Origin of the sequence: Lipingzhangella rawalii, assembly GCF_031628175.1 — a bacterium.
GTDB lineage: Bacteria > Actinomycetota > Actinomycetes > Streptosporangiales > Streptosporangiaceae > Lipingzhangella_A > Lipingzhangella_A rawalii.
This window is the reverse complement of record NZ_JAVLVT010000005.1, coordinates 592,065-603,886: the sequence shown is the minus strand read 5'-3', so window position 1 is coordinate 603,886 and position 11,822 is coordinate 592,065. Positions and strand designations below refer to the sequence as shown.

Annotated in this window: 11 protein-coding genes; all 11 read left to right on the top strand. The window is 68.5% G+C overall.

Annotation, left to right across the window (positions count from 1 at the left end; translation table 11 throughout):
* Positions 1-77 precede the first annotated feature (77 nt).
* The 11 genes from RIF23_RS13675 to RIF23_RS13625 all read left to right on the top strand — a co-directional run bounded on the left by RIF23_RS13675 (position 78) and on the right by RIF23_RS13625 (position 11,636).
* Positions 78-1,085: a branched-chain amino acid ABC transporter permease gene (locus tag RIF23_RS13675; protein ID WP_310912878.1), complete on the top strand. Its 1,008-nt coding sequence runs from the start codon at positions 78-80 to the stop codon at positions 1,083-1,085.
* A gap of 50 nt (positions 1,086-1,135) precedes the next feature.
* A complete protein-coding gene (locus RIF23_RS13670; protein WP_310912877.1) occupies positions 1,136-2,452 on the top strand; it encodes an ABC transporter substrate-binding protein in 1,317 nt (438 codons plus the stop codon).
* A gap of 199 nt (positions 2,453-2,651) precedes the next feature.
* Positions 2,652-5,246, top strand: coding sequence for a sensor histidine kinase (locus tag RIF23_RS13665; RefSeq protein WP_310912876.1), 2,595 nt, complete (start codon positions 2,652-2,654; stop codon positions 5,244-5,246).
* A complete protein-coding gene (locus RIF23_RS13660) occupies positions 5,243-5,665 on the top strand; it encodes a roadblock/LC7 domain-containing protein (RefSeq protein WP_310912875.1) in 423 nt (140 codons plus the stop codon). The genes RIF23_RS13665 and RIF23_RS13660 overlap by 4 nt, the downstream gene beginning before the upstream one ends.
* Before the next feature lie 3 nt (positions 5,666-5,668).
* Positions 5,669-6,037: a DUF742 domain-containing protein gene (locus tag RIF23_RS13655; RefSeq protein ID WP_310912874.1), complete on the top strand. Its 369-nt coding sequence runs from the start codon at positions 5,669-5,671 to the stop codon at positions 6,035-6,037.
* Complete coding sequence (locus tag RIF23_RS13650) at positions 6,018-6,650, top strand: GTP-binding protein (protein WP_310912873.1); 633 nt, start codon at positions 6,018-6,020, stop codon at positions 6,648-6,650. The genes RIF23_RS13655 and RIF23_RS13650 overlap by 20 nt, the downstream gene beginning before the upstream one ends.
* A gap of 50 nt (positions 6,651-6,700) precedes the next feature.
* Positions 6,701-7,624 (top strand): oxygenase MpaB family protein, encoded by a 924-nt coding sequence (locus tag RIF23_RS13645; RefSeq protein WP_310912872.1) that lies wholly within the window; start codon positions 6,701-6,703, stop codon positions 7,622-7,624.
* 64 nt (positions 7,625-7,688) lie between these two features.
* Positions 7,689-9,044 (top strand): MFS transporter, encoded by a 1,356-nt coding sequence (locus RIF23_RS13640; protein ID WP_310912871.1) that lies wholly within the window; start codon positions 7,689-7,691, stop codon positions 9,042-9,044.
* Positions 9,045-9,217: 173 nt separating this feature from the next.
* Positions 9,218-10,210, top strand: coding sequence for a hypothetical protein (locus tag RIF23_RS13635; RefSeq protein WP_310912870.1), 993 nt, complete (start codon positions 9,218-9,220; stop codon positions 10,208-10,210).
* A gap of 185 nt (positions 10,211-10,395) precedes the next feature.
* Positions 10,396-10,947, top strand: coding sequence for a sigma-70 family RNA polymerase sigma factor (locus RIF23_RS13630; RefSeq protein ID WP_310912869.1), 552 nt, complete (start codon positions 10,396-10,398; stop codon positions 10,945-10,947).
* Positions 10,944-11,636 (top strand): zf-HC2 domain-containing protein, encoded by a 693-nt coding sequence (locus tag RIF23_RS13625; protein ID WP_310912868.1) that lies wholly within the window; start codon positions 10,944-10,946, stop codon positions 11,634-11,636. The genes RIF23_RS13630 and RIF23_RS13625 overlap by 4 nt, the downstream gene beginning before the upstream one ends.
* Positions 11,637-11,822 lie beyond the last annotated feature (186 nt).

Sequence of the window (11,822 nt, the reverse complement as noted above, 5' to 3'; positions counted from 1 at the left end):
TGTCCCGGAACTCAAACGCGCTGTCCACAGCGGACGACGGCACGGGTCCCGACAGCGGGGGTGGCCCCCACACGTTGGTGACTCGTTGGAACACCCTGCCGATGCTGGTGCGACACATTCTGGCAGCGCTCGCGGCACTGCTCATCGTCGTAGCGGCCACCTCCATCACCGACCAGATCACCGATATCCGCATCGCGCGTATCGGCTTCTATCTGGTCGCCCTCGCCGGTCTGAGCATCCTCATCGGCTACAGCGGACAGATCTCACTGGGGCACGGCGCATTCATGTTCGTCGGCGCCTACACCACGGCGCTGCTGATCCTCAACGCACCGATGGTGCCCCTGTGGCTGAACCTACTCCTCGCAGTGGCGGTCAGCTGTGTTGCGGGGCTTCTCGTGGGAGCCGCGACGTCCCGGCTGCACGGGCCCTATCTCGCCGGTGCGACGCTGGCCCTGGCCCTGGGACTCCCCGAACTCGCGCTGCGATTCCCCGACGTGCTGGGGGGCAATATCGGGTTGACGTTCCAGACCCGCGGCGCACCGGACTTCCTGGGCACCATGGTGCCCTCCACCCAGTGGCAGGCCATCGTGGTGTGGCTCGTCGTCCTGCTGGCACTGGTGGTACTGGCCAACATCAGCAAGGGGCGGCTCGGGCGTCAGATGCGCGCGCTGCGGGACGACGAGACCGCCGCGGCCATGTGCGGGATCCAGGTCGGCTGGACCAAGGTGGTCGCGTTTGTCATCAGTGCGGGCTGCGGCGGCCTGGCCGGAGCACTCCAGGCGTACACGCTGGGGACGGCGAGCCCGGACACCTTCAGTGTGGTGCTGTCGCTGACCCTGCTCGCCGTGCTCGTCTTCGGGGGCCTCGGCAGTCTGTGGGGTGCGTTCTGGGCCGCCGTCGCCATGGTCTACATCGAAGTGTGGGGCGACGAGGTGCGTCGCACCCTCGAGCTTCCCACCAACGTGGCGAACAATCTGCCGCTGGTGCTGTACGGGGTGCTGCTCATTCTTGTGATCCGGCTGTGGCCCGGCGGTATCCAGGGTGCGCTGCGCAGCGCCCGCAACTGGGTGCAGTCCCGCTTCTAAGCACCCCACCACTGATCCCCGTTACCGTCCGATCCGAAAGTGAGATTCCAATGGCACGACGACAACTCCGCATGGTGGCGGTCACTAGCGCCGCCGCCGTGCTGCTGAGCGCGTGTGCGGGCGCCGGCGACGTGGCCGAAACCGAGGACGCCGATCTGGACGTGTCGACCGGTGTCACCGACGACACGGTCACCATCGGCACGCACAGCCCGCTCACCGGACCCGCCTCCCCCGGCTACAGTTCAATTCCCGTGGGGGCCGAGGCCGTGTTCGACTACGCCAACGACCAGGGGGGAATCCACGACCGGGAGATCGAGTACATCATCGAGGACGATGTGTACGACCCCACCAACACGGTCGAGGTGACCGAGGAACTCATCCACCGCGAAGAGATCTTCGCGATGGTTGGGGGACTCGGCACACCAACCCACTCCCAGGTCATTGACACGCTGAACAACGAGGGGGTCCCGGACCTGTTCGTGTCCTCGGGCGCACTGCTGTGGAACAAGCCCGAGGAGTACCCGCTGACCTACGGGTACCAGGTGGACTACACCCGCGAGGGCAAGATCCAGGGTGAGTACATCGCCGAGAACTTCCCGGACGCCGATGTCGGCTACCTACAGCAGGGAGACGACATCGCCGACGACGCGGCCGAGGGTCTCAATATGTACCTGGAAGACCAGGTGGTGGCCGAGGAGACCTACGAGCCGGGTGAGGACGCGATCGACGAGCAGATGGAGGCGCTCGCCACGGCCGAGGCCGAGGTGGTTGTGTGCTCCTGCGTGCCGAACTATGTGGCGATGATGGTGCTCACCGCGGAGAGCATCGGGTACGAGCCGCAGTTCGTGGTCAGCAGCATCGGCGGAGACACGGTGTTCCTCCTCCAGCTGCTGCAAGAGTTCACCGACGACGACGTGCCCGCCTCGGCGCTGCTGGAGGGCCTGATCGCGACCGGCTACCTGCCCCAGGCCGAGCAGAGTGACGACCCGTGGGTGGCGTTGTTCGCCGACATCCACGAGGAGTACATCCCGGACGAGCCGTTCACCGACACCCTGCTGTACGGCATGGTCCAGGGCGTGAAGTTCGTCCAGCTGCTGGAAGAGGCCGGGGAGGACCTCACCCGTCAGACCCTGATCGACACGATCAACGACACTGAGCTGTCCGGCCCCGGACTGGTGCCCTTCGTCGCCGAGGAGGGGGACCACTCGGGCTTCACCGGTGCCTACGTCTCCGAGTTCGTGGACGAAGGCCAGGTTGACGTCGTCCAGGAGCCGATGGTCACCGGCCGCGACGAGGGTGACGAGATCGAGACCTTCGATCTCCAGCGCCCGACCCCCGACGGGGTGGAGCCGTTCGCCAGCTGGTAAGCAGCGCGTGACGGGTGGGGCCGGCGGGTATGCCCGCCGGCCCCACCCACGTGTCGTCGAGACGGGTCACGCCGCATTCCCGGAAGGGCGCTGCTGCACCACACGCCAAGATCCGGTATTTTACCCGCTATGGTCGACACACACTGTGTGTCCGATATGACCGAGCTTGCCGCTCCGGGACCGAAGCGCAGGGAGAACCGTGCAGGAAGCGCAGGAAGCAACCAGGCGCCGCCCCGCATCCATTCACTCCCAGATGCGCCGCATCGTGGCCATACCGATGGTGGTGCTCCTGCTGGTGTGGCTGGTGGTCAGCGGCGTCCTCTTCACACGGGCGACCGTGCAGCACGCCATGGCCAACGCGGCGGATGACCTGCTGATCCCGGCGTCGTTGGCGCTGTCCGCGGTCATGGACGAACGTTCCACCACCGTGTCGTATCTGCATGCCCCGGACGACTATCGCGCTCAGCTCAGCGAGGACCGCTCGACAGTTGACACGTCCATGGAGACGGTTCTGGAGGAGTTGGACGCGCTGCGTCCCCTGCTGAGCGATGCCATCGTGGAGCGGGTAGACGAACTCGACGAGCAGGTGGCCGGTCTGCCGGAGCTCCGCGACCAGATCGACCGGGGCGATGTGGACCGCGACGGGGCCCTGGCCGCCTACACCGAGGTCACCCAGGCCGGGGCCGAACTGTTCGATGTGCAGTCCCGGGAGGGGCGCCACCCGCCCTCGGCGATGGCCGGACTCACCGCCGCCCAACAGTTCTATGCGCTCGACCAGCTCAGCCTGGCCGATGCCCGGGTCACGGATGCCTTGGCCACGGGGGAACTGGCCCCCGAGGACCATGCGGCCTTCGCCGCACATATGGGGTCGTTCCACAACCGGGTGGACACGGTAACCGAACATCTCGGACCGGAACAGGCCGAGGCCTGGGACACCCTGGTGGCCAGCTCGGTCTGGGCCCAGTTCCGCGATCTCGAAGAGTCCGTGATCAGCCGAGACGTCGAGATCGACACGGACCCGATCACCGGCGAGTCGAGCATGAGCACCACGCCGCCCATCACCGACAGCGCGTGGCGCAGTGCCGTGGATCCGGTGAAGGAAGAGATCACCGAGATCGGCGCGGACCAGGCCGGCTACGCCGTCACGGTGTCCCGGTCCTCCGCCAACCAGCAGCTCCTCACCGCCGTCGGAACCAGTCTGGCGATTCTGGCCGTGTTCACCGCTGCGCTGATCCTGGCCCGGCGCATGGGGCTGCACCTGGTCAACCGCCTGGTAACCCTGCGCGACCAGACCACGGATCTCGCCGAGAACCGCCTTCCCGATATCGTGCGACGGCTCAGCTCTGGGGACCGGGTCAACATTGACCTGGACACCGAGCTTCCGGACCTGCGGCAGGATTCCGACGACGAGGTCGGTCAGGTCGCCGGAGCGTTCAACACGGCCCAACACACCGCGGTCGCCGCCGCAACCCAGCAGTCCGAGCTGCGACACGGTGCCAACCGGGCCTATGCCAGCATCGCGAATCGCAGCCTGGCCGTGACCCAGCGCCAGCTGCGCCTGCTCGACAAGATGGAGCGGGAGCAGGAGGAGCCCCAGCACCTCACCGACCTGTTCAAACTGGACCACCTGGCGACCCGCTCCCGGCGCAATGCCGAGAATCTGCTGCTGCTGGGGGGTGAGAATCCGGGGGCCCGCCGGGTCCGCCCGATGCAGCTGCTGGACGTGGTGCGCGCGGCTATCTCCGAGTCCGGAGAGTACAGCCGGATCGAACGTCAACAGGTGTCGGCGCTGTCGCTGCGGGGCGACGCCGTGTCCGACGTCATTCACCTGCTGGCCGAGCTGCTCGACAACGCCACCACCTACTCCCCACCGCATACGAAGGTGCGGTTGGCCGCGGAACAGGTTCCCAACGGGGTCGTGGTCGAGATCGAGGACCGCGGTATCGGCATGCGGGAGGAGGAGCTCGCCCAAACCAACGAGTTGCTGGGGCACAAGCCCGAGTTCGACCTGCTGCATCTCCGGGAGGACATGCGGCTGGGACTGTTCGTGGTGGCGTGGCTGGCCCACCGGCACGGAATCCGGGTACAGCTTCGGCCCTCCGCCTACGGCGGCATCCTGGCTGTGGTGCTCCTTCCGGTGGAACTGTTGGATGCTCAGCCTCCCGCGGCGTTGGAACGTGGTTCGGCCACAGACGCCTCCGCAGCGCCGCCGACGGACCACAGCGATCCCGATGCCGCGGCCGCCACAGCACCCGAGGAGAGCGAGCCCGCTGCGACACCGGGCACCGGTTCTGCGGACAGCGGAGCCACGGCACACCCGCCGACGGCGAACAGCACGGGCACCAGCCGCACGGACGGGGCCGCCACCGGGGCCGAATCCCATCCCCGCCCCGAGGCCCCCGCCCACTCAGCGGAAGCCGGCGACACGGGCACCGACTCCGGCGCCGCCCCCTCACCGGGACGTCCGCCACTGCCCCGGCGTAACCCCCAGGCCAACCTGAACCCGAAGCTCGCTCCGAGCTCTGCCCACCCCGGCGCGAACGGCGAAGTGTCGGCCGTGTCGACCGCGTCGGCCGCGTCGGCCCCATCGGCGATGGCGGAAACGGAGCAAGCGTCGGTTGCCCCGGACGACAGCGCCCACCCCGTCGACAGCGCCCGGACCAACACCGATGAGGAGACCGAACGGATGCGCAGCATCCGCGAACGCCTCGCAGCGTTCCAGCAGGGAACGCGACAAGGCCGGGCCGACTTCGGACCTCCCCCAACCGAACTGCCCACGGAGGACACCTCATGAGCACCGACATCGGCCAGTTGGACTGGCTCTTGGACCAGCTCCTCGAGCGGGCGGCCGGAACGACGGCGGCCGTGCTGCTGTCAGCGGACGGTCTCCTACTGGGGTCCTCAAGCGAGTTGCCCACCGAGGACGCCGAGCATCTGGCCGCCCTGGCCTCTGGACTACACAGCCTGGCGCGCGGGGCGGGCGAGCACTTTCACAGCGGCCAGGTACTCCAGAGTGTGGTGGAGATGGAGCGCGCCTATCTACTGGTCACCGCCGCGGGCAATGGTGCCTGCCTCGCGGTTCTCGCGGAGGCCGAGGCCAACATTGGTCTGATCGCCTACGAGCTGAACGCCTTCGTCAACCGGGTGGGGTCAACTCTGGAGACCTCCGACCGGCAGACACTCGGTGCGCCCGAGTCGTCCGGAGCCTCCTGAGCCATGACGGATCCAGGTCCGCCACCGTCGCCGGACGACGACGATGCGCTCGTGCGACCGTACGTCCTCACCAGTGGCCGACAGCACGCTTCTGGTGCCCAGCTGACGATGATCAGCGTGGTCGTGGCCAGCACGACCGAGGCAGCAGAGCCGAACAGTCTGGAACCCGAGCAGCTGTCGATCCTGCGCCTGTGCCATGCCCCCATGTCCGTGGCCGAGCTGGCGGCCCGCCTGGACTTACCGGTGGCCGTGGTCAAGATCCTCGTTGCCGACCTGGCCACCCGTGGCCAGGTCCACACGCGCAATCCCCAGGAGAATCCCGCACGTCGGGAGATGTTGGAGGCGGTACTCGATGGCATCCAACGGCTCTGAGCCCCCGGCACGGGCCACTCTGCCATCCTCCACCAAGATCCTGATCGCTGGTGGTTTCGGTGTCGGTAAGACCACCATGGTGCGCTCGGTGAGCGACATCGCGCCGCTGCGCACCGAGGAACTACTCACGGTCGCTTCCGGAGACGTCGACGACCTCACCGGGGTGGCGGCGAAGAACACCACCACGGTCGCCCTGGACTTCGGCAAGATCTCCCTCGGGGACCAGCTGATGCTGTATCTGTTCGGCACCCCGGGCCAGGACCGGTTCTGGTTCATGTGGGACGACCTGGCACACGGGGCCTTGGGTGTGGTGGTCCTGGCGGACACCCGTCGGCTGGCCGACTGCTTCGCCGCGGTGGACTTTGTGGAGCAGCGCGGATTCCCGTTCGTGCTCGCCGTGAACCTCTTCGACGAGGCCGAACGCTACACCACCAGCGAGGTTCGGGACGCGCTCGCCCTGTCTCCGGAGATCCCGATCGTCCTGTGCGATGCTCGGGAGCGTGACTCCGGGATCGTCGTGCTGCGAACGTTGCTGGAGCATGCGCTCCAGCGGCTGTCCGCCCCCTCCGGCCCACCGGCTGTGGCTACGGACGGGGCTACACGCTGCCCGTGAGTCGACCGTGAATTCACCCTGTCCGTTCCCCCCACAGTTGGAGTTTGCGCATGCGACGTTTCGAGTGGCGTGACACGATCCACCGTCTCGACGCCAAGGAGGACTGCGTCCGGATCCGTCAGATCCTTACCGCCCACGAGTTCCCGTGGGACATGAACCGGGCGTTGGGGCTGGCGTTGTACCGTACCTACGCGGTTCCCAGCATCGGGGAGTTGCTGTACCAGACCGGGGAGTTCACCGAGCGGCCCCAGAAGCGTTACGACGACACCGGCCTGCTGCTCGGTACGATGCTGCGCTACGGGTTCACCGAGGGTGAGGGGCGAGAAGCCCTCAAGCGCATGAACCAGATGCACCGCTCCTATGACATCAGTAACGACGACTACCGCTACGTGCTGAGCGCGTTTGTGGTGATGCCGGTGCGCTGGCTCAACGACTGCGGCTTCGGCTGGCGCCGGTTGACCGAACACGAGATCGCGTCCACGGTGCACTACTACCGGCTCATGGGCCACTACATGGGGATCCGCGACATTCCGGAGGACTACGCCGGATTCGAGCGGCTGCTCGACGACTACGAGCGGGAACACTTCGCCTACACCCCGGGGGCCCGGGCCGTGTCCGACGCCACCCTGGATCTCATGGCCAGCTTCTACTCACCGCGCATGGCCGGAGTCATGCGCAAATTCACCCTGGCCCTGATCGACGACTCGCTGATCGAGGCGTTCCGCTACGACCGGCCGAGTGCGGCGTGGCGCTGGGCCGCCCGCTCCGCACTGCGCACACGTGCCTGGATCGTGCGGTTCATGCGGCCCCGCACCGAGCCGTTCTGGCCGGAGGACAACCCGAACTTCCGCAGCTACCCGAACGGCTTCGACGTGCGTCAGATGGGGACCTTCCCGGCCGGGTGCCCGGTGCCGCACGAGCAGGCGGGGGCGAACCAGTCCGAGGTCGAGGCCCAGGACGGTCGCTCCGAGTAGAACATAGAACGCCGCACCCGGGCGGGTGCGGCTCCGTAGTGCGAACCGGATTGGCAGGTGAGGTGTGTCCGCCCCAGGTCTGCGTGACCGTGATCGTGAACTGCGTCGCAGCACGCAGGCCTGGTACGGAACGGGGGCGGTGGCCACCAGCCTGTTCAACACGGTTCCGGGGCTGCTTCTGCTGTACTACCTCACCGACGCGCTTGCGGTGGCCCCGGCGCTGGCCGGGCTGGTGGTCGTGGTTCCCAAGCTGGTGGACCTGGTCGCGAGTCCCTATGTCGGGATGCTGTCCGACCGCACCCGGTCTCGGTGGGGGCCGCGACATCCGTGGATGCTGGTCGGGGCGGTCACCCTGCCGCTGCTGTTCGTACTCGTCTTCGCGGGGCTGCCCCTGCGCGGGCCGGCCGCAGCCGCCTACGTCCTGGCGGCCTTCGTCCTGGCGGCGGTGGCCGCCGCCATGTTTCAGGTGCCCTACGTCGCCCTACCCGGCGAGATCACCGCCAGCTACCATCGGCGTTCGGTGCTCCAGAGTTGGCGCACGGCGTTCGTGGGTGTGGCCATCCTCCTGGGGGGTGCGCTCGCTCCGTTACTGGTTGACCGCGCCGAGGACGAACTGACCGGCTACCGCACGATGGCCATGGTGATGGCTACGGTGATGCTGGTTGCGATGCTGGGCACGGTGCGGGGCACCCGCAGAGTTCGGGCCGTGATCCCCACCCACAACCAGCAGGGCGTGTGGGCTCAGGTGGGCGCCGCGGCGCGCCATCCGCACTTCCGGTGGCTGTTGGTCACCAACGTGCTGATGATGACGGCGGCTGGGGCGATGGTGGCCGGGGTCCCGTACGTCACCGCCCACGTCTTGGGCGACGGCGCCTACACCAGCCTGCTGGTGGTGTGTGTGACCCTGCCGCTGGTCGCGACCATGCCGCTGTGGACCCGGCTGTCCGCGCGCCTCGACAAGCGCGGAGCGGCGGTGCTGGCCGCCGTGATCTTCTCTGCGGGTGCGTTCGGCCTGGCGCTGATCCCCCAGCTGGGCGGGCTTCCCTGGGCGATCGCCATGTCGATGGTGGTGGGGGTCGGCTATGCGGGCTGCACAATGCTGCCCTATTCGATGCTCGGCGACTGTGTGGCGGTGAGCCGTGCGGTGGGTGGGCATCACCAGGCGGGCATGCTCACCGGGGTGTGGACCTCCACCGAGACGCTCGCTCAGGCGGTGGGCGCCCAGTTGTTGGCGGGAACCCTGGCCGTGTCCGGATACGCGGCCTCGGAGGCGGGCCAGGAGGTCACCCAGTCGGCGACCGCCCTACACGGCATGCTGCTGGGCAGCACGGTACTCCCGGCCGTTGTGATGCTGCTGTGTCTGGTTCCGCTGCGGCGCTACCAGCTCGACCGAGCGACGACGGCGCGCCTGTCGGCCTAGCCACACTGGAGGCCGCCGTGGCGGTGCCACCACGCCTGGGCCGGGGCACGGGCGAACCGGGGTGAACCGCCACGACAACGGGGCCGTGTATGGAGTGAACCAAGTCGCTACCGGGCCGCGTCGCTGCGCATACGCCACGCCGGTTCCCGGAACCCGCACTCGAGGAGGCCCCCATGCAGCGCATCCCCCAGAGGCTCACCATCGCTCTGGCCACCACCGGCCTGGCCCTGACCACCGCCTGCCAGGGAGTGGAGATCCCCGGGCTGTCGGGCGAGGACACCCCCGCGGACACCGGGCAGGACCACCCGGACTCCTACGAGGGATCCGGGGCCTCGACGAACGAGGACAGTCCCGACGGACAGGCGCTGCGCCACGCGCTGAACATCACCGGCGATCCGGAACTGGGCGAAGTGGTCGCCGATGCGGACGGGTACCGCCTCTACCGGTACGACCGAGATGACCCCTCCTCGGGGGAGTCGGCCTGCCTGGATGATTGTGCCGAGCAGTGGCCGCCGGTCCGGAGCACCGACGACACCGACTTCGACGGGGACGAGTCCCTGCTGGGCAGCATCATCCGCGGCGACGGTGTCGAGCAGGTCACCCTGGACGGGTGGCCCCTGTACCGGCACGCCGAAGACACTCCGGGACAGGTGGAGGGCGAGGGCGCGGACGGGGACTGGTACGCCGTCAGCCCGCTGGGCACCAAGGCGAATGCGCAGGGCTGGACGGAAGGATACTGTCCGCTGGGATTCGAGGCCTGGGAGCATCCCGAGTTGGGGGAGATCCTCGTGGATGATGAGGGCTACACGCTGTACCGCTGGGACGAGGACCGGTCCGAGCCGTCCCAGACGCACTGCTACGACGACTGTGCCGACACCTGGCCGCCGGTGTTGGATATGGCGGAGTTCAGCTACGACGGCGTGGACCCTGCGGCCTTCGACGCCGTGGCTCGGGACGGTGCTCTCGACCAGGTGACGCTGGGCGGGTGGCCGTTGTACCGCTACGCCGGGGACGACGCCCCCGGTGCGGCCACGGGGCACGGTGTGGACGGCAGCTGGTATGCCGTCACCCCCGATGGTGCGGCTGTCGAGGCGGGCACGAGCGGGCACGGCGGACACGGCGCCGACGAAGACGGAGACAGCGACGACGAAGACACAGCGTACTGAGGCGGACCGGAACGGCCGGGCCCCGCGGGACTTGCTCAGGTGGGCGCTGTCACGCCATGCTGAGGGCGTTCTCGGGCGGGGCCACGGCCGAAGTGAGCCTGCGGTTCGAGGACCGGACGCGCGCGGGGCGTGTTCGATCCCCTGACGCCGCCGGCCAGCGGCGTGATCGGAGGGCGTGGATGGCGATGACGGGCAGACGTGCCCGGCGCTCGTCTGGCGACGAGGCGCTGATCCGCTCGCTGTACAACGAGCACGGTCGCGCGGTGCTCGCCTATGCGACCAGACTCACCGGCGATGTCGCCATCGCCGAGGATGTGCTTCAGGAGACCCTCATCCGTGCCTGGCGGCATCCGGACGTGCTCACCAACGGGCGCGGCTCGGTGCGTGGATGGCTGTTGACGGTGACCCGAAACATCGTGACGGACCGGGCGCGGGCCCGCTCGTCCCGACCGGCCGAGGTCGCCGAATCCCCGGGGCTCGCCGCGACCGGGGATCACGCCCAGGGCGTGGTCGACATGATCACGGTGCTGGAGGCGCTGGAACAGCTGTCGGTCGAGCATCGGGAGGTGCTCGTCCAGATCTATCTCCAGGGCCGCACCGTGGCCGAGGCGGCCGAGGAACTTTCCGTACCGCCGGGTACAGTCAAGTCGCGTTCGCACTATGCCTTGCAGGCCCTACGCCGCATCCTGGGCGAACGTGGAGAGCGCACGGCCAGCCGCACGGGGGTGATGGGATGAGCACGACCGAGCACGACAGTCACCTGCTCGGTGCCTACGTCCTGGGCACTCTCGACGTGCAGGAGAGCACGCAGGTGGAGGCGCACCTGGAGGAATGCGCACGGTGCCGGGACGAGGTCTCGGAACTGCGTCAGGTGCGCGAGGCGCTGGGCGAGCTTCCCCCCGAGGCCCTGCTCGACGGGCCACCGGAGAACGATCTGCCGTTGCAGCGTACGGTGCGTCAGGTGCGTTCCCAGCGACTACACCAGTCCCGGCGCCAGTGGTTCGTCCTGACGGCGGTGGCCGTGCTGGCGGGCGTGGTCCTGATCGGCGGAAGCCTGGCGGTGGGTGCGGCTCTGGGGGCCGGCTCCGGTGAGGAGCCGGCGGTGCCGGAGCTGGACGCGGGAACGGTGGTCGCTGCGCAGGAAAACCCGGACACGGGTGCCGCGGCGACGGTGGCCTTGGCTCCCTCCGAGGACGGGACCCAGGTGGACTCGCTGATCACGGGGCTTCCGGCGGGCGAGGACTGTGAAATCGTGGTTCTGGCCGAGGATGGCACGAGCACGGTAGCCGCGGAGTGGACGGTGACTCCCGAGGCCGCGGAGGAGGGCAGTGAGCCCGGTGGTCTGGTGGATGTGCGTCCCGAGGAGGTTGCCTCGGTCGTGGTCCGGAACGTGGAGCACACCGAGTTCCTGACCGTGCCGTTCTGACGGAACTGGAGCGCGGGCGCACGCCGGCCCGGGGATGATCATCCCCGGGCATCGGCGAGGAGCGGCGCCTGTCCAGGTCCGAACCACCGCGGTGTGCCGCGCCGCCCACGGGACGAGGGGTGCGGCGGTCCTGGGGGAACCGGAGGAATGGTCCCTAGCACGGGCCGGAAGTTCGGACCTGGACCG